This window comes from Geobacillus sp. LEMMY01 (genome assembly GCF_002042905.1).
Classification (GTDB): Bacteria; Bacillota; Bacilli; order Bacillales; family Anoxybacillaceae; genus Geobacillus; species Geobacillus proteiniphilus.
Genome location: NZ_MVKA01000033.1, coordinates 1 through 22461, shown reverse-complemented (window position 1 = coordinate 22461; position 22461 = coordinate 1). Strand labels below are relative to the sequence as shown.

Annotated in this window: 17 protein-coding genes and 2 pseudogenes; 6 read left to right on the top strand and 13 right to left on the bottom strand. The window is 46.5% G+C overall.

The window, feature by feature from the left end; genetic code table 11:
- Window positions 1–56: 56 nt before the first annotated feature.
- Window positions 57–839: a TIGR00266 family protein gene (locus tag B1A75_RS15010; RefSeq protein WP_079936438.1), complete on the top strand. Its 783-nt coding sequence runs from the start codon at window positions 57–59 to the stop codon at window positions 837–839.
- A 376-nt stretch (window positions 840–1215) separates the two neighbouring features.
- Window positions 1216–2163: a cation diffusion facilitator family transporter gene (locus tag B1A75_RS15005; protein WP_074044562.1), complete on the top strand. Its 948-nt coding sequence runs from the start codon at window positions 1216–1218 to the stop codon at window positions 2161–2163.
- Between the two features lie 92 nt (window positions 2164–2255).
- Here the strand turns inward: B1A75_RS15005 and B1A75_RS15000 are convergent, their stop codons facing one another.
- Together B1A75_RS15000 and B1A75_RS14995 are read right to left on the bottom strand one after the other, a co-directional pair.
- A complete protein-coding gene (locus tag B1A75_RS15000; RefSeq protein WP_074044561.1) occupies window positions 2256–3779 on the bottom strand; it encodes a succinyl-CoA:acetate CoA-transferase ScpC in 1524 nt (507 codons plus the stop codon).
- Window positions 3780–3985: 206 nt separating this feature from the next.
- The gene (locus tag B1A75_RS14995; RefSeq protein ID WP_074044568.1) at window positions 3986–4633 is read right to left on the bottom strand and encodes a LytTR family DNA-binding domain-containing protein; all 648 of its coding nucleotides are present in this window, start codon (window positions 4631–4633) and stop codon (window positions 3986–3988) included.
- Window positions 4634–4796: 163 nt separating this feature from the next.
- Between B1A75_RS14995 and B1A75_RS14990 the strand changes: the two genes are divergently transcribed.
- On the top strand, window positions 4797–5423 hold the full coding sequence (locus tag B1A75_RS14990) for a LysE family translocator (RefSeq protein ID WP_074044560.1): 627 nt from the start codon (window positions 4797–4799) through the stop codon (window positions 5421–5423).
- Between the two features lie 251 nt (window positions 5424–5674).
- Here B1A75_RS14990 and B1A75_RS14980 read toward each other — a convergent pair.
- The 10 genes and pseudogenes from B1A75_RS14980 to B1A75_RS14935 all read right to left on the bottom strand — a co-directional run.
- A pseudogene (locus B1A75_RS14980) lies at window positions 5675–5848 on the bottom strand (DUF4351 domain-containing protein); the annotation flags it as partial.
- A 1074-nt stretch (window positions 5849–6922) separates the two neighbouring features.
- Complete coding sequence (locus B1A75_RS14975) at window positions 6923–7315, bottom strand: hypothetical protein (RefSeq protein ID WP_079936437.1); 393 nt, start codon at window positions 7313–7315, stop codon at window positions 6923–6925.
- Window positions 7316–7394: 79 nt separating this feature from the next.
- Window positions 7395–7593: pseudogene (locus tag B1A75_RS20670) on the bottom strand (hypothetical protein); the annotation flags it as partial.
- A 744-nt stretch (window positions 7594–8337) separates the two neighbouring features.
- Window positions 8338–9165, bottom strand: coding sequence for an RpnC/YadD family protein (locus B1A75_RS14965; RefSeq protein ID WP_254866644.1), 828 nt, complete (start codon window positions 9163–9165; stop codon window positions 8338–8340).
- A gap of 282 nt (window positions 9166–9447) precedes the next feature.
- Window positions 9448–9663 (bottom strand): hypothetical protein, encoded by a 216-nt coding sequence (locus tag B1A75_RS14960; protein ID WP_079936436.1) that lies wholly within the window; start codon window positions 9661–9663, stop codon window positions 9448–9450.
- 57 nt (window positions 9664–9720) lie between these two features.
- On the bottom strand, window positions 9721–11136 hold the full coding sequence (lpdA, locus tag B1A75_RS14955) for a dihydrolipoyl dehydrogenase (RefSeq protein ID WP_079936435.1): 1416 nt from the start codon (window positions 11134–11136) through the stop codon (window positions 9721–9723).
- A gap of 79 nt (window positions 11137–11215) precedes the next feature.
- Window positions 11216–12487, bottom strand: coding sequence for a dihydrolipoamide acetyltransferase family protein (locus tag B1A75_RS14950; protein ID WP_079936434.1), 1272 nt, complete (start codon window positions 12485–12487; stop codon window positions 11216–11218).
- 82 nt (window positions 12488–12569) lie between these two features.
- Window positions 12570–13604 carry an alpha-ketoacid dehydrogenase subunit beta gene (locus tag B1A75_RS14945; protein ID WP_020753733.1) on the bottom strand — a complete coding sequence of 345 codons (1035 nt, stop codon included), beginning with the start codon at window positions 13602–13604 and terminating at the stop codon, window positions 12570–12572.
- A gap of 28 nt (window positions 13605–13632) precedes the next feature.
- Entirely contained in the window at window positions 13633–14625 is a 993-nt protein-coding gene (locus B1A75_RS14940) for a thiamine pyrophosphate-dependent dehydrogenase E1 component subunit alpha (protein WP_079936433.1), read from the bottom strand.
- Between the two features lie 161 nt (window positions 14626–14786).
- On the bottom strand, window positions 14787–16628 hold the full coding sequence (locus B1A75_RS14935; RefSeq protein WP_079936432.1) for a sigma-54-dependent Fis family transcriptional regulator: 1842 nt from the start codon (window positions 16626–16628) through the stop codon (window positions 14787–14789).
- Window positions 16629–17850: 1222 nt separating this feature from the next.
- Between B1A75_RS14935 and B1A75_RS14925 the strand changes: the two genes are divergently transcribed.
- A complete protein-coding gene (locus B1A75_RS14925) occupies window positions 17851–18681 on the top strand; it encodes a MerR family transcriptional regulator (RefSeq protein WP_176202426.1) in 831 nt (276 codons plus the stop codon).
- Window positions 18671–20419 carry an ABC transporter ATP-binding protein gene (locus B1A75_RS14920; protein ID WP_079936430.1) on the top strand — a complete coding sequence of 583 codons (1749 nt, stop codon included), beginning with the start codon at window positions 18671–18673 and terminating at the stop codon, window positions 20417–20419. The genes B1A75_RS14925 and B1A75_RS14920 overlap by 11 nt, the downstream gene beginning before the upstream one ends.
- Before the next feature lie 260 nt (window positions 20420–20679).
- Here the strand turns inward: B1A75_RS14920 and B1A75_RS14915 are convergent, their stop codons facing one another.
- A complete protein-coding gene (locus tag B1A75_RS14915; RefSeq protein WP_079936429.1) occupies window positions 20680–21528 on the bottom strand; it encodes a hypothetical protein in 849 nt (282 codons plus the stop codon).
- Window positions 21529–22027: 499 nt separating this feature from the next.
- Here B1A75_RS14915 and B1A75_RS14910 point away from each other — a divergent pair.
- Window positions 22028–22461, top strand: a 434-nt coding sequence (locus tag B1A75_RS14910; protein ID WP_254866643.1) for a DUF6444 domain-containing protein, incomplete at its 3' end; no start/stop codon positions are given.

Here is a 22461-nt window from a genome sequence, read left to right as displayed (position 1 = left end):
TGCCGTTGTCCGTAGTACAGAGCAGAACGTCATATGATCCTAATGGAGGCGAAATGATGAACGCACATGAGATCGATTACCGGCTGTACGGCGATGACATGCAGTTTGTCGAAATCGAGCTCGACCCATACGAAAGCGTGGTCGCTGAAGCGGGCGGGATGATGATGATGGATGACGGCATCGTCATGGAAACCGTATTTGGCGACGGCTCTTCCGCCGGAAAAGGGCTGCTCAGCCGTCTTGTCGGCGCGGGGAAGCGGCTGCTGACGGGCGAAAGTTTGTTCATGACCGTGTTTACAAACCAAGGAAGCGGAAAGCGCCGCGTCGCCTTCGCGGCTCCGTATCCGGGAAAGATCATTCCGGTTGACCTCAACGAATTCGGTGGAAAACTCATTTGCCAAAAAGACTCCTTTTTGTGTGCGGCAAAAGGCGTCTCCGTCGGCATTGAGTTTCAGCGCAAGCTCGGTGCCGGCTTTTTCGGCGGCGAAGGGTTTATTATGCAAAAGCTCGAAGGAGACGGACTCGCCTTTTTGCACGCCGGCGGAACGATCCACCGCCGCGACTTGCAGCCGGGGGAAACGTTGCGCATTGACACCGGCTGCCTTGTCGCCATGACGAAAGACGTCGACTATGATATTGAATATGTCGGCAACATCAAAACCGCCTTTTTCGGCGGCGAAGGATTGTTTTTGGCAACGGTAACCGGCCCGGGAGCGGTGTGGGTGCAGTCGCTTCCGTTCAGCCGGCTCGCTGACCGTGTGCTCGCCGCCGCCCCGAGCGCCGGCGGACGGTCGGTCGGCGAAGGCAGCATCGGCGACTGGCTCGACGGCGACGACTAAGCGAGAAAGGGCGCTCCGGCCAAACGGAACGCCCTTTTGCTTTTATGCCTCCTCCCTCGAAATTACCCAAAATGGGTAGAATTATGACATTCGACATCGGGAGATTTTCATCCTTCCGATGGCGCCGAATTTCTTCGTCTCGGATTCGCCGCAATCAAACCGGAGCGCATCCTTTCCGAAGCAAGATGATGGCCATACACAACACTGATTCCTATTCGCCAACAGAAGGCTTCATTCCTTGAATGCTTCATCTATATTTTTAGACAAATTCCAACAACAGCTGTTTCCGACTGTCGAAATTTCATTTGCACACAGTCAAATTTCTATATTATAATATATGTAAATTGATAATTATTATAAAGAAAAGAGGTGCATTATGTCTCCAACACTGTACGATTTCCACCACCTCCCACACGTCAAAAGGCAAAGTGAATCGAAAAAAGCGCTTTGGGTGACGCTTTTGTTGACCGTGTTTTTCACCGCCGTCGAAATCATTGGCGGACTGATTTCCAACTCACTCGCCCTCTTGTCCGATTCGGCCCATATGGCATCCGATGTATTGGCGCTTGGCTTAAGCATGGTCGCCCTCTATATGGCGACGCGCCCGCCGAACCGCCGGTTTACGTTCGGCTTTTTGCGGTTTGAAATCATCACATCGTTTTTGAACGGGCTGACGTTAGCGGTCATTGCTCTGTGGATTTTATGGGAAGGCATTCAGCGGTTTCTCCATCCTGAACCGATCAACTTTCGTCTCATGCTCGGGATCGCAGCGATCGGCCTCGTCGTCAACTTGACGTTGACCATCGTCTTAAGCCGGAGCACGAAAGAGGAAGACAACTTGAACGTTCAGAGCGCCCTTTGGCATTTCATCGGCGACTTGATCAGCTCGATCGGCGTCATCGTTTCAGCGCTGCTCATTTATTTCACCGGCTGGACAGTGTTCGACCCGATCATCAGCTTAGTGATCGCCTCCATCATTTTCACGGGCGGGGCGAAAATTATGCGCGAATCGTATCTCATCTTAATGGAAGCCGTGCCGGAGCAATTCGACCTCGAACAAATCCGCGCCGACATCCTAAAGATCGAAGGGATCGAAGACGTGCATGATATGCATTTATGGGCCATCTCGACCGACCATTACTCACTGTCGGCTCATGTGTTTGTCAACGAACGCATCCAGCCGCTTTGCGTCATCTTGGCGGTGAATGAAATGTTGAAGGAAAAATACGGAATCGAGCACGCCACCATCCAGGTCGAGCACGCCATGCTCCACGACCATGGCAGCTATGGCAAGGCATTTTTGGAGAAAAAGAAACAGTCATAATAATAACGGCCGCCTATGGCTAAGCAGCATAGGACGGCCTCTCTTCTTTTTTATTATTCATGGTGCAAAACATGAGGCAAAGCAGACAATGCCTATTGCCGCTGCAACTCATACTTCTCTTCCCGCATCGTCCCGTGCTGTTCATACCGGATATGCCATAACAGCGCTTTTTCCAATACATGTGGTGTGTGGCCGCCGCGATCCAACGCCTCGGCAAAATAATCGCGCAGCTGCGGACGGTAGTCGGGATGAGCGCAATGTTCAATAATGAGCGGCGCTCGTTCGACAGGAGCCAGCCCGCGCAAATCGGCGTATCCATACTCCGTGATGATGACATCAACATCATGCTCGGTATGGTCGACATGCGATACGAACGGAACGATGCTCGAAATCGCCCCATGTTCGGCACTGGATTTCGTCACAAAAATCGTGAGGCGCGCATGACGGGCAAAGTCACCCGAACCGCCGATGCCGTTCATCATATGCGTGCCGCGAACGTGCGTCGAGTTTACATTCCCGTAAATGTCCGCTTCCAGCGCCGTATTGATCGAAATAAGACCGAGTCGGCGAATAATTTCTGGATGATTGGAAATCTCTTGTGGTCGCAAAATCAATTTGCCCCGATAGGCGTCCAAATTCGTATACACTTGTTTCATCTTGCTTTCTGATAATGTCATCGAACAGCCGGAAGCAAACCGTACCTTCCCCGCATCGATCAAATCAAACATGGCATCTTGCAACACTTCTGAATAAACTTCCAAATCATAAAATTCAGAATACAACAAGCCGTAAAGAACTGCATTCGCGACCGAACCGATTCCGGCCTGAATCGGCGCCAACCGTTCAGTCAATCTTCCTGCCGCCACCTCTTTACGGAGAAAATCAATTAAATGGTTGGCAATCGCCGACGTTTCTTCATCAGGAGGTGCAATCGTCGATGGAGAATCCATTTGGTTTGTAATGACAATGCCGGCAATTTTATCGATATCTACCGGAATGCCAATCATCCCTATGCGATCATCGACTTTCGTCAGTGGAATAGGGCTGCGCTCCCCTTGCTTCCCGACTTCATAAATGTCATGGAACCCGTAAAGCGCTTTCGGTTGAGCCATGTTTAATTCGATGATCACCTGTCTTGCTTTCTCGACAAAAATGGATGAATTACCGACAGAAGTCGTTGGAATGATCAGTCCGTCTTCAGTGATCGAAACCGCTTCCACAATTGCGTAATCGATCGGTTTCAATGCGTCAGAACGGACAAGTTCCGCCGTATGCGACAAATGCTGGTCGATAAATAGCAGTTCCCTTTCGTTAATTTTACGGCGCATCGTGGCATCAGCTTGAAACGGCAAACGTTTATGGATAATGCCCGCTTCAGCCATCAGTTTGTCGATATCTGAGCCAAGCGAAGCTCCTGTATAGACGTCAACTTTCAACGGCTGTTGTTTCGCTCTCTCAATGAGCGCCGTCGGCACCGCTTTTGCATCCCCCGCACGGGTAAAACCGCTCAACCCAAGCGTCATGCCGTCGTTGATCCACGAGGCAGCCGTTTCCGCCGTCACGATCCGCTCCCTTAACGCACGATGGCCGATCCGTTCGAAAATGCATGGTTCCAAAGCGATTTCCCCCTTTTGTTTTTTCCTCATTATAGCGGCTAACGGGAGGAAAATCATTCGAATTGGAGTAAAAGGGCTTTCTTTTGCACTTAAGCAGCATTTTCATTGCATAAAGCAGAAAATAATCTGCCCTGTGCCGTTGCTCCTTAGGCTAAAACCGAGATATTCGCTGCATAAAACAAAAACCGCCTATATCGGCGGTTTTGTCAAAAGCCGAGCAATCTCCGGAAATGGCTGGCATACGTTTGGCTGACAGGCACTTTTGAACCGTCTTTCATCACTAGCAAAAACGTCGAATGGGAATCCGGATGAATTTCGGCAATATAATCGACATTGACAATATACGACCGATGGCAACGGATGAACCGGTCACTTGGAAGGGAAAATTCCAATTCGGTTAAATTATATTTATGGTAGCCTCCGACATGCACGGCTTTGACAAACGTTTTTCGGTTTTGCGCCTCCAAATAGACAATGGTTTCAAAAGGAATCGGAATCCAGCGATCCATCGTCCGTATCGTCAAATACGACATTGTCAGAAGCGGCTTTTTCGGCCATACCGCCGTCACGCATCCTTTCGGCACTCCGTCTTCCAAAATTGGAACCGACACCCCGAAATACGGAACGCCAAACACCCGGCTGTCCTTTTGCTCCTCAATCTTCCGGCGAATCACTAACGCTTTGTATGTGACCGAATCCGGTTTAATTTCATCGCCTGGACGGATTTTCAAATCGATTTGCCTGCTCGGCTGGTAGTAAATGTACCTCCGATCATCGGAAATAACGAGCGATGCTTCGACCGGAAACAATTCGTTAACAACTTGGCTGATTGCTGAAACAAGCAGTGAATCCATATGCCCCACCTCTTGCAAACCATTCCACATCTTTATTTTCAGCCGCCACGGCACGTTTGTCAAACGAGAAATCCCTTGATCGCGCTTGAAAAGAAGGAATTAAAAGAGAGCACCATGAAACATATAAGGGGGGACCATTGCAAATAACAAAGAGGTGTCGCTAATGGAAATGGATATGGCTTTATCCTTTTTAGGCGTTGCCATTTTGCTGACGATCGCCCCCGGCCCGGACATCTTGTTCGTCATCGCCCAAAGCCTATCCCAAGGCAAATGGGCCGGCATCACCACCGCGCTTGGGCTTTGCACGGGGCTTGTCGTCCATATCAGCGCAGCGACGCTTGGCATCTCGGCTGTCATTTACCAGTCGGCTTTGACCTTTGCCGTCGTCAAATACGCCGGCGCCGCTTATTTGCTGTACTTGGCATGGCAAGCGTTGAAAGAAAAAGACGCCAGCTTGGCGTTTGGCCAGCAGGAGCCAATGGCCTATTTCTCTTTGTACAAAAAAGGCATTTTCATGAACGTGCTCAACCCGAAAGTGTCGCTGTTCTTTCTGGCATTGCTGCCGCAGTTCGTCAATCAGTCAGCGGGCCATGTGCCGCGGCAAATGCTGCTATTAGGCGCCATCTTTCTCGTTCAAGCGCTCGCCGTCTTCACCCTTGTGAGCATCGGCGCGGAAAAACTGCGCCACCTGTTGCTGTCGAACAAACGAATCGCCAAGCGGATCAATCGGCTAAAAGGCGCCCTGTTCGCCCTAATCGGCATTCAAATCGCCTTCAGCGAGCGTTCGTAGCGGCGCGCGGCGAGGAGCAGCCGCTCCTTTCTGCGAGCGGCCCGCAACACCTCTTTTCCGCTCATATCCACAAAAGCGCCGCGCCTCCTAGGAGAAGCAACGGCAGAAACAACAGCACATCGAGACCAAATGACAAAAGATTGGCAATTTCAACCAACATGGCGGCCTTTCTCTCGCAGGCCGCCATCCGTTTGTATTGTTCCCGCTGCGGCTTCATGAGCCTGACGCCAAGCGGCAACAACCTCATTCCCTCCCGCCATTCCCGTGTCGCTTGCTTCATCCCATTCCAACCGCACCAGCATGCGCAAAAACTCTTTTTTCAGCTCAATTCTCTCACTTTCAGTATACATCATTTTGCTAAGGAAGGGAAACTCTACCTGTTTGCCACAGCGGATGTCATTTCGCCAGTTTTGTTTGCGCAGTTCCTCGTCGTTCCGTTGATGATGCCGGCCAATCTCAAAGCACAAACAACCCGATACATGTTTTTTAACTTTTTTGATCAAGCGTGTTGATTAACCATTAAAAACCAGTTGACATCGCTCTATTCCTAGCTTTTCTGCCGTAGTCGGCTAAGCTAGCTTGCCGACTGGGATTATTACCATGCCCTCCTCGAACAATGAACGCTTTGCGGGCAAATGTAATTTGCCCGCCGGCGTTCTTGTTCGAGGGAAGAGACAGAAAAGCTTGTGTTCAGCCATATGATTCTGTGTTTTTTAGTAAAATAATGGATAATCAACACTCGTGGCAAACCAATATGCAAGCCCATTGAACAGCGAGCGGGAGGGAATAGTCTGCCCCTCCCGCTCGCCTGTACTCGCTAAAGTAGTGCGGCTCAAATTTCCGGGCAGACATCGAGCGTTGCTTCACGTGAAACAAAGGAAATTCAAGCATGACGCGGCATTTTCCATGTGTACCGTTTGGCCGCTCGTCTACATTTTTTCTTACTCATCCTCGTCAACTACCCCCACTTAAAGCCCAGCGGCTTTTGAAGTGGGGGCTTGCAACTCCCTAGAAGTACAAATGGCTGTGAACCTCCCTATAAAAGAACATACATTCCCAACTATTTTTATCATTTCCCGACAGAAGACTCCCACTTCCAATTTGTGCAGGGCTCAGCCCAAAAATAAGTGGGAGATGAATGTCGGAAAGTCTAGCCTAAATCGCTGAATAACACGAACAAACGTTCCATATTGTTCTTGTACGTTGTTCTACGAAAACTGAAGATAGGGGGTTGTGACGGGAAATTCGTCTGTCGCGTAAAATCCTCAACGTTCGATCATCCCACACTCACTGAAGGCCGAAAACCCAGCGAAAAGTAGAGAGTGTGGCTTGTTCAGCGTACAAGATATGAAACGTTTTTTACCGTTGGAACGACGGGCAGGGCCTGCTAAAAAACTGGTGAATACACTGGTGTTCGCAGGAATCTCCACCTTCCAATTTCGTTAGACATGAAGGTGGAAGTAGTTCAATGATCACACGTTTTCAATAAACTTATGTCTCTATCGTTGTTCTAGAATGACTTCCCTACATACAATCGTTGCCCAAGGAGTTTTGTAATCAAATGTATAAATGTTCATGCGATGCCAACCGGAAGCATCTTGCTGGCCACTTTCCGCCCTTTTAACGGATACAATAGTGAACCAGCTGTCGATGTTTCGCACGCTTTCAGGAAGGTGAAACAACTCCTTAGGCATATGGAATTCCGCCTTCAAGCAATGCTGAAACACGAGGGTCAATTCTCTTGTTTCCCGTTTGCCTTCCTGTATATCCCAATAATAATCCAGACGAATCGATAAATCACGTAAATGGTTGACCCATCTTACATCGGTGACAATGCTGTCGGTAAAATCAAAAGTGTTCTCAATTTCGTCAATGCCGCGGGCAAGGATCAATGGACTCTCCCACTTTCTCATTTTCGTGCTAAATTTAACGACTCTGTTGTTGAGGGCATTGCAAAGCGCATAATAAGTGCGTAAAAACAAAATCTTTGGAGCCGGATGGAGTCGTGTTGTATTTCGTGTAAATGATATAGCTCGCTTTATTCGTCGTTACTTCATAAATTTGACGGTTGCCATTTTCCTTTTCAAACAGCGCCGGCGCCAGCCCGCCGTTGACCAACGCAGAAAGCAGCGCTCCATAATAAGTAATCCGCTTTGCAAATCGTTGCCATCCCGTGTCTCCTCCCTTTGTCATAGATAGAAAGATTTAGTTAATTTGATTGTATCAACTTTTGTAAAACATTACTGTCGAATTTTGTCAACCTGTCAAAAATACAAAAAGAGCGGCGCGATGCTGCTCCCTTTCTTGGGCTGGTATTATCAAAAGTTTATCCTCCACACTCACAGTTTTTCGTTGAATTTCAGCGGTTTGAATAAAAAAAGCACGAGTGTTGATTATCCATTATTTTACTAAAAAACACAGAATCATATGGCTGAACACAAGCTTTTCTGCCTCTTCCCTCGAACAAGAACGCCGGAGGGTGTCCCAAAAGTAACGGGACACCCTTTCTGATCACCATATATACACGAAAAACGCCCTAACAAAACTATATATTGTATCTTGCGTGAAGAAGGACAATCTTTTGGGTCAGCCCCAAAGCGTTCATTGTTCGAGGAGGGCATGCGACAGCATGCCCAGTCGGCAAGCGAACCGCTTGCCGACTACGGCAGAAAAGCTAGGAACAGAGCCTTCTCATCTGGTTTTTATTGGTTAATCAACACGCCTGTAAAAAAAGCTTGCCACCCCTGTTGTTTTCGGCCATCATTGAGGTAACCACACACTCAATACACCCAAAAACACAATGGAGTGGCAAGCTTGTTACTTCAATGATGAACTGATTTGCTTCAATCGATCAAGACCAAGTAGAGTGTTCATAGAACTTTTGGCTCTCCCTCGCGCCCCTATTCCCTTTCATCTAGTCCTTAAGCAAGCTATGAACTTCTTCTTCCGAAAGATCGACCAACCGAGCAATTTCTTCCGCCGTCATTCCTTTGCGCGCCATGTTGCAGACGAGCCGCTTCATTCCTTGTTTCATCCCTTGTTTTATTCCCTGCTTCATGCCTTCTTTCATCCCTTGTTGGATCCCTTCTTCCAGCCCTTCTTTCCGTCCTTTTTGTTCATACGAAATCAACAGCTCCAGCACTTTCTCTTTTTCTTTCGTTTCCATCGCCTTCACCTCGCTTCGCAGTTGTTGCTCTTCCTCCTCCGACAACTTCACATACGTTTCAAAAAAGCCCAAGAGCAGCCGCTGCCTCGCTTCATCCAGCTCCAATCGCACCAACATGCGCAAAAACTCTTTTTTCAACTCGACTTTCTCACTTTCAGTATACCCCATTTTGCTGAGGAGGGCAGCCGCAATCGGATTGTCATGCCGAATATAATCCCGCCAATGTTTCTTGCGCAGCTCCACCGGGAAAAAGCGGAACTGCAGCACCTCGCCAAAGGGAAACTCAATCGAAAACACGGACGGTTCATCACGGAGGGCGTCATAGCTGAAGACGGCAATGGGAACAATGCGGATGCGGTATTTTTCAAACAAACGGCTGAAATAGAGGAACATGTGCTCCGAAAACGACGGCTGCACATAGCTTTGGTTTTCCATATGAACGATGATCAACCCGTCTTCCCCTTTCAGCTTCGTCTCGACCAACAGATCGACGCGGTATTTTTCTCCTATGGTCACATCGGTGAACAGTTCTTCGGACAAAAAGGACAAATGGCGGAAATCGATATGCTCGTGCATGTCGTGGAAAAAGAGGAGGAGAAACTGATCGACTGTCGGGCGACCGAACAACGCCGCTTCCAGAGGGGGGGTGTTCGGTCTTCCGTCACGCCAAGGCGTGACGAAGGCAAGCCTGTGGCTTGCCTCCGACAGACGAAAAAATAGACACGCAACTTTTTCGTCAAGGATATGGTAAACTTTTTCATTGCATCTATCCTGAAAATACCCGAATTCTAAAATGTGCAAAATATAGAGGGGCATTTTCATCCTTCCGTTGGTGACGAATTTTTCCGTCATGGGAGTCTATATAGATGGATTGACCAAAATTTTAATTTGATTTTTATCCTTTGTTAGTGCTTCAAAACCTTCTGATACGATTTCATCTAAACTGATAATTTTGGCAACTAGATCCAAAGCTTTTATTTGACCGTTCGCAATTAGTTGAATGACTCGTAGGAAAATGTTACGATACGCAATAATGCTTGTCATTTGTCTTTCTGTCAAAATAAGATTGTTCAACGGAATAGTTCCTGTCTTTTTTCCTAAATGCTGATATCTTCCATTCCCTCTAACAGCTCATCTACGATTTATAATGTGAATAGGTGTACCAAGAACTGCTTCTGCTGTTTCCATCGCTATCTCTCCCAGTGTTGGGTGGGCATGAACCGTTACAGCGATATCTTCCGCCGTCATCCCCGCTTCAATGACAACCCCCAGCTCTGCAATCATGTCTGAGGCGTTTGGACCAACAACTTGCGCCCCGATGACAACGTTGTCTTCTTTACGAACGACAAGCTTCATAAAACCGTCCGCTTCATCTAAAACAAGAGCTCGACCGTTAGCTGCAAAAGGGAATGTCGCTGTCATTACATCAATTCCCATTTCTTCCGCTTGCCATTCAAAATAACCGACAGATGCACACTCCGGATCCGAAAAGACAACCATCGGCATAGCTAGATAGCTGATTTGCGAATGAAAACCTGCAATCGCTTCAGCAGCTATTTTTCCTTCATAAGAAGCTTTATGAGCAAGAGGAGGCCCCTGTACGACATCGCCGATAGCGTAAATATTCGGTACGCTCGTCCGACATTGTTTGTTTACTTCAATAAACCCGTGATCGGTCGTTTTCACACCTATTTTCTCTATACCCATTTTGTCCGTATTCGGGCGCCGGCCTACTGCGATAAGAACGTAGTCAGCAACAACTTTTTTTACTTCTCCTTTTACTTCAACTGTCACTGTCACACCATCTTCACACTCTTCAATCTCTTTGGCAAGAGCATTGACAAAAATATCAACGCCTTTTTTCTTCAATCGCTGTTTAACAATCGCGCTCATTTGTTTTTCGAATCCCGGTAAAATTTCATCTGCGCTTTCTACAATGATTACTTTCGTTCCGAAGTTCGCATATGCCGTCCCTAATTCCGTACCAATATAACCGCCACCGATCACCACAAGCGATTTCGGGATTTCCGGCAAGTTCAAAGCGCCAGTGGAATCAATAACACGCTTCGAAAATGGAAAATTAGGCAGTTCAACTGGCCTCGAGCCTGTTGCAATAATCGCGTTTTGAAATTCATATGTTTGTACATGGTTTTCTGCCATAATACGCACCGTGTTCGCATCCACAAAATATGCTTCGCCATAGACAATTTCGACGTTATTCCCTTTCAACAGTCCCTCAACACCATCGGTCAATTTTTTTACAATGCTGGTTTTCCATTCTTGGACTTTTGAAAAGTCAACCGTGACATTTTCCGCTTTAATCCCCATTTTTTCAGAATGTTTTGCCATCACATAACGATGACTTGCCGAAATAAGGGCCTTGGATGGAATACATCCTACGTTTAAGCATGCTCCACCAAGTTTTCCCTTTTCTACAATCGTTACTTTTTGACCTAATTGCGCGGCTCGGATGGCTGCTACATATCCCCCCGGACCTGCTCCAACAATAAGTGTTTCCGTTGCAATTGCAAAATCACTAGTTATCATTTCGCTACTCTCCCATCTCCTATTTCCTCATCCAACGGCTTCATTCTCAACGCCATATCTCATGCCATGCCGCCAAAAATTATGAGTACAATAATTTATATGGATTCTCTAAATAATGTTTAATCATGCCAAGAAACTGACTTGCAGGCGCTCCGTCGATCACTTGATGGTCAAATGTTAAGCTTAACGGTAATTTTTTTCTCTTTTGAACAGTGTCTTCTACAAAAACAGGAACATCGTCAGCTGTTCCCACTCCAAGAATTCCTATTTCTGGAGGATTCAGCACTGGTGTAAAAAATTCAACACCGTAAGCTCCTAAACTTGTAATCGTGAACGTCGAACCTGTCATTTCTTCACTGCTTAATGCTCCCTCCCTTGCCCTGGTACTTAATTCCTTAATTTTTTGCGAAATTTCTTTTAAAGAAAGCTTCTCCGCATAGCGGATGACTGGAACAACGAGGCCGTTTTCCACTGCAACGGCAATTCCTAAATGAACAGAATCATACGTATAAATACGTCCGTCTTGATAAAGACTGTTCATTTGCTTATGTGTTCGCAGTGATAAAATCACTGCGCGAGCAATAAAATCAGTAATCGTGAATTTTATCGTTGACTCATCGCGCAATTCATTTTTAATATTTTCATTCACTTCCATTAATTTTGTAATATCTGCTTTCATATGAATGGTCAGCTGAGCTGTCTGATGAAGGCTTGCAAACATTCTTGTTGCAATGACTTTCCGCATACCTGTTATCGGTTTTACCGTAACGTCTTTTTGTTCTATTGCCATCTCACTTATTTGTCCCGACATTTTTTTCTTAAGGTTTATACTTTCTGATGTGTTGATGGCTTCCTTATTTATTTGTGTAAACCTTTGCTCCTCGCTTTCTAGTTGTGAAGACGCCTGTCTAGTTTGAATAGCCTTTTCTACATCTGCTCTCGTAATTCTCCCTTTTGGTCCTGAACCTGAAACACGACGCAAATCTATTCCCGCTTCATGTGCTAATTTTCGAGCAGCAGGAGAAACCCGTAACATAGTTTCGGATATTGCCTCGATTTCCTCTTTCATACCGATTGCTACCGATTCACGGTCAGCTTCCTTCAAAACTTCACCTTCTTGTCCGATGTAACCAATCACTTTCCCTACTTCCGCTGTTTCATCTTGTTGAACAATAATTTCTAATAATACTCCGTCTTGCGGCGCTTCGATATCCTTTTCGATTTTGTCAGAACTAATGACGACGATCGATTCTCCCTTTTTCACTGGATCTCCCTTTTTCTTCAGCCACTCTACCACCGTTCCCTCTTCCATGCTCATTCCTAGCTTTGGCATAATAATCTCAACGGCCACGTTTTCTCTCCCCCTTTTTCAAATAAATGCAATGCAAAGAACGCGTGTTGCCGCGTACAACCAAGGCAACACGCTCTATCATTTATACTGGCACAATCGTTTCGTCTCCTATAATTTCCGCCGCAGCACGCAGTACCTTCTCCGGCGTCGGCAAGTAAAGATCCTCTAATGCCGGTGAAAATGGCACAGGGCAATGCGGAGCAGTAATCCTTTTAATAGGCGCGTCCAAATAGTCAAACCCTTTGTCTGCTACAAGAGCCGAAATATCAGCAGCGACACTGCAGCGAGGATTCGCCTCGTCAACAACAATGAGCCGTCCTGTCTTCGCTACAGACGACAGAATCGTGTTCTCATCAAGCGGGGACAATGTCCGTGGATCAATTACTTCTGCTTCAACGCCTCTTTCCTGCAATATCGCTGCCGCCTTCAAGGCGGTATGCACTTGCTTGCCGATAGCGACAATCGTTAAATCATCGCCTTGTCTTTTAATATCCGCTATTCCGAATGGGATCGTATAAAACCCTTCTTCCACTTCTCCTTTCATGTTATAGAGCGTTTTATCTTCAAAAAAGATGACAGGATCATCATCAAAAATCGAAGCAAGCAAAAGACCCTTAGCGTCGGCAGGAGTGGAAGGAACGACAACTTTCAACCCTGGAATGTGGGTAAAAAGGGCGTACAAACTTTGCGAGTGCTGCGCCGCCGCCCGAAATCCAGCGCCATGCATCGTCCGAATCGTTAATGGCACTTTCGCTTTTCCGCCGAACATATAGCGAAGTTTGGCCGCTTGGTTCATTACTTCATCTAAGCAGCTGCCGATAAAATCGTTAAACATCAACTCCGCAATCGGTCTTAAACCCGTTGCCGCCGCAGTAACCGCCGCTCCAATGTACCCGGCCTCGGCAATCGGCGTATCTAATACGCGTTCCCTGCCGAATTCCTGCACGAGCCCTTTCGTGACTCCCATGACCCCTCCCCAAGCTTCGTCGTCTTGTAAATGATCGACTGTTGCGCCTCCCGCAACATCTTCGCCCAACAAAATGACATGTTCATCTTTTCTCATGGCTAGTCTCATCGCTTCGTTCAGCGCCGCTGAGAAAGAAATCGTTCTCGCCATTCTGTTTCCCTCCTAAACCGTTTCTGTTTTAATAAGAAACATAGACATCCCGCAACAAATCTTCTTCCGTCGGAAACGGGCTGTTTTCGGCAAACTCCACTGCTTTTTCAATCGCTTTGGCGACGATTTGTTCGATCTCTGCGAGCTCTTGTTCAGAACATAACTGATTGACAAGGAGATACTCGCGAAACTTCACAATGGCATCCAACTCTTGCAAATGTTTTTGCTTCTCTTCCAATGACTTATATGTTTGTGCATCTCCCTCAAAATGCCCATAGTTTCGATATGTTTTGCATTCGATCAAGGTCGGCCCCTCGCCGTTGCGAGCTCGTTCAATGGCTCTTTTTGCCGCCTCGTATACAGCGATGACATCCTTGCCATCGACAACTTCCCCCGGAATGTTGTATGCCGCAGCACGGTCGGCAATGTTTCGGCAACTGGATGCATATTCAAACGGAGTCGACTCCGCATATCCATTGTTCTCGGCTACAAAGATGACCGGCAATTTCCAAATGGCCGCCAAATTAATTCCTTCATGGAAGGTGCCATGGTTGTTTGCCCCGTCTCCAAAGAAGCAAACGGCGACAGAGCCTGTTTTCTTTAGTTTTGCCGTCAGTCCAGCTCCGACAGCGAGAGGAAATCCTCCGCCGACGATGCCATTCGCGCCAAGCATCCCCTTGGAAACGTCAGCGATATGCATCGATCCCCCTTTTCCTTTGCACAACCCCGTCGCTTTCCCATAAATTTCAGCCATCATTCCGTTGACATCACATTCTTTAGCGATGCAATGTCCGTGTCCGCGATGGGTGCTCGTAATGTAGTCCTTTTCCGTCAAATGGGCGCAAACCCCTACCGCCACGGCCTCCTCCCCCGCATATAAATGAACGAAACCAGGCAGCACTCCCCTGCTGAAAATTTCATGCACCTTGTCCTCAAATTGGCGAATTTCCTGCATTTTCTGATACATCCATTTAGCCTTTTCTTTCGTAAGAACGATGGATTGTGATCGAGCAACAGCCATACAGAAACCTCCCTTTGTTTTAAGTAGTTTCGTTATTTATCTAAAGCAAACTCCATGCCAACAAAAAAGCGCTTACACCCCCTTGTTGTAAGCGCTTTCTTAAATGCTTCATATCCCTCTTTTTTACCCCTTTGCATCAATCTGTGTCATTTTGTTTTATTTCAAATCAATTTGTACTTTTTCAGCTTGCGGTAGCACGTGCTGCGAGAAATGCCTAATAGCTCCGCCATCTTGCTAATATTTCCTTTCGTCTCTTCAAGCATGTTCATCATTTGTTCTTTTTCCACCTGCTCCCGATAGGTAAGCTCGCCTCTTCCCTTCTCGTCGTTCTTCAACGCTACAAGCATTGACTTTATTTCAGAAATCGGGGGGACTGCCTCTCCATACTCAATTCTCATTCGTTCCAACACATTAAATAATTCCCTGATGTTCCCAGGCCAATAATAGTCCATCAATAAGTTCATCACTGAATTAGGCAAACAAACATTCCAACCGTTTTTTCGGCAATAGTAGTCAACAAAAAACGGGATATCCTCTTTCCGCTCCCTTAACGCTGGGAGCTTGATCGGATATACATGCAAACGATAAAACAGATCTTCTCGCAACTTCCCTTTCTTTACCAACTCATACAAATCGCGGTGTGTGGCTGTGATGACCCGAACATCAACAGAAATCGGTTTGGTTCCGCCAATTGGCACGACTTCTCTTTCTTGCAACACTCTTAACAAAGCTACTTGCATTTCTAGTGGAATTTCACCGATCTCGTCTAGGAAAAGCGTTCCACCGTGAGCTTGGACAAATTTTCCCATATACCCTGTCCGCTTTGCGCCAGTAAACGCCCCTTCCACATACCCAAACAATTCGCTCCCGATGAGCTCTTTCGGAACCGCTCCGCAATTGACGGCGACAAATGGGCCATCCTTCCGCAGGCTGTTTTGATGAATCGCCCGAGCAATCAACTCTTTTCCCGTCCCTGTTTCTCCTGCAAGATAAACCGTTGCATCCGTTTTAGCGACTTTGGAGCAACTTCTTAACACAGCAGCAAAAGACGGACTTGTTCCAATCACCCCGTCAAAGCGGAATGATGGCAGGGAGCAAGAAAAAGCCTCCTCGTCTTGTGCTTTTTGCAAAGTTACTTTATAGCCGATAAGATGACCGTAAACTGAAGAAAAAATGGGAACTTTGGAGAAGACTTTCCACGTTCGTTGGCAAAATTGTTGCAACGGCTGGTCGATGGTGCTGGAACAGAATGAACGCAAGCGATGATTGGCCCACACAATGTTCTCTTGATCATCACATACAACTGAGTAAGAAGCCGAATCTTCCATTTGAAAACCGTGGCGGAAAAGTTCCAATAGATTTTCTTTCTGTTGGATTCGCAGTTGCTGCTCAATGGTGTAGGAGGCGGCGACAATCGTAGCAAGTACATAGTCTTGAGCGTCGGACAAACCGTGATAGATTGGGTAGGACATATCAATGATACCAAGAAACTCTTTGTTTTCATCGTAAATCGGAGCCGCGGAACAAACCCATTGTTGGGAAGCAACTGCATAGTGATCGAGTCCGACAACCGCAATCGGTTCTCTCGTCCTTAAGGCTGTACCAATGGCATTCGTCCCAACTTCCTCCTCCGTCCATTTGACTCCCTCTAAAAAATTGATTTCTTTCGCCTTTTTCATCGCCTGTTGATGTCCTTTAGCCCACAACACATACCCTTCTTTATCGATAAAGAGAAAAATCGCAGGAATTTCTTGAAATAATTGTTGCAGCTTCTCCAAAATCGGAACACCACAACGGAGCAACCTTTGATTTCTTTCCCTTCTTTCCATCAATAAACGGCCAGTCAAAAACATTTTCCCTTTCCCATCATAAGGATCCACGTTTTTCTGGCGGCAAAGATACCACGACTCTTCAATTCTTTTGCTTATTCTCGCTTGATCTAACGTTCCCTCTTGGACAAACCGGCGCCAAATTTCCCGCTTCGATGGGTCAATCACATTCATCGTCATCCCCCCGGCATATCGTTTCTCATCTTCTCCAAAAACTCGTATACCCCGCCTTATCGTGAATATGAAATTCAACGATCTTCTGAAGCAGCTCATAAATCAACAGGTTGAGTCCATTTCATGCGAAGCAAGCACACCGAAGAGCTGTAACCCGCTTGAGCGATATCAGCGCCAAACTGTCTCATTGCCTTTTTCAGCGTGCTGAAGAAAAGCACTCCAAAAAGAGGAGGCAATATCAAAACCACAGTATCTTTTATATGCTTCAATGAACTGCTCCCACTTAGCTTTGCTTGAAGTGGGAGCTTCTCAGTTCCACGACGAAAGCAGCCTTTCGTCTCCCTGAGCGTAACTTCAGGTCGTCCCAACCCTAGGCATCCGACGATTCGGAGTTCTTTCGCGCCTTGGATATTTTACGCATGGAAGGCTTTGCTTGGTTTTCGCATTGGATTTTCTCCATGCAACCCCATATGTCCAGTTCACAAAGAACATGATACACATTTATTTTATCATGTTATCATGCATTTTGGCGGACGCCAACCGACATTCATCTCCCGCTTATCAACTGATTGGGGCCAAAGCGAAATTTATTTCTCCATGACAAAAATGTGCTTTTCGGCACACCTAGCTCACTTGCCCCTTTCCGAAGGAACAACATCTCGAATCACACAAAGTTCGTACATAATTTCTTTCAGCGGTTTACCGTACTTTTTTCATCATTTCTTGATAATCTTTATTCGACATCATCATGATCACCACCTCCTCTTCTTAATCAGAATAGTTCCATTATCCGTCCAATTTTCCTCCCCCCTGAAAACCATCCCCGCCCACTTCCGCTCACGCGTGGAAGTGGGGGTCTTCTCGTTGCGAGATGATAAATAAGGCCATTCTCGAATACAAAACATTCTCTCCTATCCATCGCCATGAATGCAAAAGGAGCGGCGCAACGCCGCTCCTTTCTTGACCGGCCATCCGCATGAACGGCAGCGGTTATTCTAGATACGATTATAAATGGGAAAGTCGGTGGATGTAAAGAGAAAAACAGCGTATAGAAAAAATCCGCATTGATCTCCCTCTTTCCTCACGGCTGCCGTCATACAAACGGCAACGACCGTTCATGCTGGGAACGAGGATGAATAAACAGTTCCCCCTTGAACCTCCAGTTGCGTTAGGGTGTATGATAAGGGAGAGACTAGCAAAAGAAAGAAGGGGGACAACTGTCATGGAGACGTATTCGATCGGCGAAATCGCCAAAAAGACAGGTGTATCCATCCGGACATTGCGGTATTATGATGAAATTGGACTGCTGCAGCCAACGAAAGATCCGTCATCAGGACATCGAATCTATACGGAAGAGGACATTCTTCAATTGCACAAAATTATGAGTTTGAAGTTTATCGGGCTTAGCTTGGAAGAGATTCGACAATATATTCACCAACCAACATATGACCTTACCTTAAAAGAAACGTTGATGCTAGAAAAAAACATGCTAGAACAAAAACGAAGACAGTTAGAAAGATCCATTCAAGCCATTGAATATGCCATCACCCTTTTAGAGGAAGAAGGAGAAATTGACAGCCTTCTCTTGATGAGTTTAATCCGCAGCATTCAAACAGAGGATGATCAAAAACGATTGATGACACATTACCTAGACCAAGAAACGGTTGATGCCATCTTCCATAATGAAGAACTCAAGCAAAAAGAGAACGAAATGATCAAATCCTATGCCCAATTCGTCAAACAAGTTCACGAACTGTACGGACTCCCCACCGACCACCCTGACGTACAGCACATGATTGAAACGTTCCTGCGCTCTACTTTTGGTCTTTTGAGCTTGGAGACCGTTGAAAAGATTACCGAGCTACTTAACCAGAACCAATGGGATTCTTTTGAGTGGAAAGAAGAATGGGATGTCCTTAGTCCCCTCCCCTTTTCCAAAGAAGAGAAGCAGTGGCTTGAACAAGCGATGGATGACTACATGCAACGTCTTGAGCACATGGGTATAGATATGAAGGAATCAAAGGAAGGAGAGAACAGTGGATATGAAAAATAGGATCGAAACGAAACAAGGCAGTCCGAAACCATTTTGGTATTTGCTCAAACAAGGAAAATTGAACAAATCGCTCATTGCTTTGGCCCTCATTCTTGGATTGATTGAAAGCGGGGCTGGGTTGATCATCCCTCTGTTTACGAAAGACTTTATTGATCTCTTAGCCCATGGCGGAATGAAGTGGCAACAAATTTTTTGGCTCTTATCTGCTTTTTTCGTTCAAACGGCGGCAGGCGGCATCTCGTTTTATCTCATGTCGTATGCCGGAGAAGCTCTAGTAGCCAAGATTCGAAGTCGATTATGGAACCACATCCTTCATTTGCCTGTTTCCTTTTTTGACCGCTATGAATCGGGGGAAACGATGAGCCGCATTACTCAAGATACAGCAGTCATCAAATTGCTTATTTCCAACCATCTCGTCACATTTTTTAGTGGCATTGTCTCTGTGATCGGTTCCATCATTTTACTGATTATGATTGATTGGCGAATTACTCTCTTTATCTTTTTGGCCGTTCCCGCTGCTATGCTCATCATCATGCCGTTGGGAAGAAAGATGCATCAAATTTCTTTGCGCACGCAAGATGAACTGGCCAAGTTTTCGGGACATCTTGGCCGGATCTTGCAAGATATCCGTCTCGTGAAATCTTATAATGGTCAACACATGGAAGCAGAAAAAGGAGATCAAGAGATCAAAAATTTAATGAACTTCGGTTTGAAAGAAGCGAAAGTCTATGCGGTCATCTCACCGATGATTGCCACCGTCATGATGCTCGTTGTCGTGATCATTGTCGGTTATGGCGGCGCCCGGGTTGCATCCGGGCATTTGACGGCGGGAGAGCTTGTGGCCATCATCATTTATATTTTTCAAATTGTCATGCCTTTCACTGCTACAGCTTCCTTTTTCACCACCTTTCAAAAAGCATTGGGGGCTACAGAGCGGATTAATGAAATCTTTCAAGAGCAACGGGAACTGCTGGGCTCACAAAAAGAACCCGACTTCAATCAAACATTGCAGTTCAAACATGTTTCCTTTTCTTATCATCAAGATAAACCGGTGCTAAAAGGCATTCATTTTACTATTGAGCCAGGCAAAACTTACGCTTTTGTTGGCCCCAGCGGCGGCGGAAAAACAACCATTTTTTCACTGATTGAACGCTTTTATCTGCCAGATGAAGGACAAATCTTGTTAGGAAACGTACCTATCCATGAAATCGATTTACAAAAATGGCGGCAAGCGATTGGCTACGTTTCTCAAGATATTCCCATTTTGTCAGGCACCATTCGGGAAAATATTTGTTATGGATTAGAAAGCATGCCTGAGCATGAAGAAATCGAACAGGCCGCTCGGCTGGCCAACGCTCACGAATTTATTCAAAAATTGCCGAATGGCTATGAAACAGAAGTCGGCGAACGAGGGATCAAGCTTTCAGGGGGGCAGAGACAACGTATTGCGATTGCTCGAGCCATCTTAAAAAACCCAAAACTCCTGCTATTAGATGAAGCCACTTCTAACTTGGACAGCGACTCAGAAAGCCTAGTGCAAGAAGCGCTGAAAAACGTGATGAAAGGTCGAACGACGTTGATTATTGCCCATCGGCTTTCTACCGTCACCGATGCAGACACGATCTTCGTTGTCGAAGACGGGCGCATTACTGGACAGGGGAACCATGAATTATTGCTGGCTACCCATCGTTTATATCAAAAGCTGGTCACCCATCAGTTTCTCCAAGGCAAAAGGTAACCAGGCAACCATATACTCACCGACTTTCCAGCTCACATTTCGCACCTTAACAAGAGGAAGAACAAAGGACTTTGTGAGCAACTGAACGCCATCACCAGCACGAGCTTGGCATTGAGAGTCCACCGCACCCAGCCGGTCAATCAATGGCGGAAGACCAAGATCTTAGCGAATGCGAACGTCCATAGGTGCAACCCTCTTTGCTTCCCTTGCGTGTCAAGGATTCATTCGACATCGGAATGAACAAATCCTCCCGATTTTTGTCAAGAAGGTGCGAAATGTGGCGCTGAATATTCATATTCCGATGGATTCATGATCGTATGCACACTCGCTGAATCACCGTCGACACTTATAAAGTGGCTCGTTTCCTTTGGCCCCAGTCCCCTAGCAACCCCTTGAATACGCCCGATTTTCTCCAGCTTTCCGTTTCCGATGTCCCAGCTGTACAGTTCCTCCTTTAAATGATAGCTGTTGCAAAAATACGCATATTTTCCCCTAACACATAGAGCTGTCGATCCGTGCAACGGTTCAGGCACTTCATATCTTTGCATGGCTTTGGCGCAGGGGTCCAAATGGATCAGCGAAAAATCGTTATAAGGAAAAAGCCATAATGTCGAGGATCTCCCTTTGCAAATCGCATAGCAGTCAATGATCATGGGGCGGTCTGTCAAATGGGAATGATATTGGAATATCGGAGAACCGTCCAATCGAAACAAAACCAATCCTTCCGCCGAAATTCCTTTGCCAAACACGCCTTCATCAAAGTAGCTGATCCATATCCCTTCTTTTCCAACCGCTATGTCTTCAATCCCGTCGCCTCCGCAAAATGAATGTTGTACATTTCCATGCAAATCTACCAAAAACACATTATGGCTGATTCCGTCACTTCTCGCATCAGCCAGCAAAAAGCGCTCGCTGTCGACCCAGCGAATGATGGGAAACCGAACAGCCACGTCTGGATGGAACACAACTCCATTCGCTACACACTCCATCCGGTTGTGATGTTTTTGCACGGCCAACCACCCGTACCGATCGCTCCAATCCGCATCCATCAGCCGAATCCCACTTCGTTCGGAAACAATCGAATAGAAGGTATAGGTTACGACTTCCAACGTTCATCCCTCACAGGCAAGTGATGGCGGGCATCGTTGTCGCCTCCTCATGTTTATTATATCGTTATGCCCGCTTTCATCCCAACCCTAAAGGACTGGGCTTTCTCGCTCGCTTACTGTAATTTTCATGAACATCTGTTTGTCATATAATGCTGACCGTGCTTTTGAATGGCATGAAAAGCCCCCGCCCCCTTGCTGTGTTTATGGAAGGTCGATCTTACGTCCACGCAAGGCGCAAAACCACCTTATTCGGGAACATCGATTTTCTGCAACGGCAATAGTAATCCAAAGCGGAATAAGTTCATTGCGGTCGCCCGCGCGGATCATTCACCATTTCGGCATTGAATTTTCCCGCCCTTGTCTAGCGATCACAAATATATAAAAACAGTTGTCCCAAGTAACTATTCAGCCCGTACATAGAAAAAATTTACGAGAGCCGGTTTGTTCGTACCTTCCTTGTCTATACTAATTACCATCATAGACATGGGAGGTGAACACAATGGCAAATGTTGCTTTTGGCTTCCAAGAAGCGGTCTTCACACTCGAAAGCATGGTGGCAAACATCGAACGTCAAGCACAGACCATCGAAAAACTCATCAACGAAAATAAACAGTTAAGACAAGAAAACCAGCAATTGAAAGCACGTATTGCAGAATTAGAAGCCCGTACGAAAAAAAACAGTACGAATAGTCATTTACCGCCGTCCTCTGACCGGTTTGGGGCGAAATCTCCTTCTCGCCAACCGTCGGAGAAACGGCCGGGAGGACAGCCAGGGCACCAAGGAACGACGCTCCGCCAAGCACCGAATCCTGACCATCGAGTCCTTCACCGTGTGACCCAATGCAAAGGATGTGGTCACTCTTTAGAACAKGTCGATCCACTTCAAGTAGACATTCGCCAMGTGTTCGACCTCCCAGGGGTTCGCATGGAAGT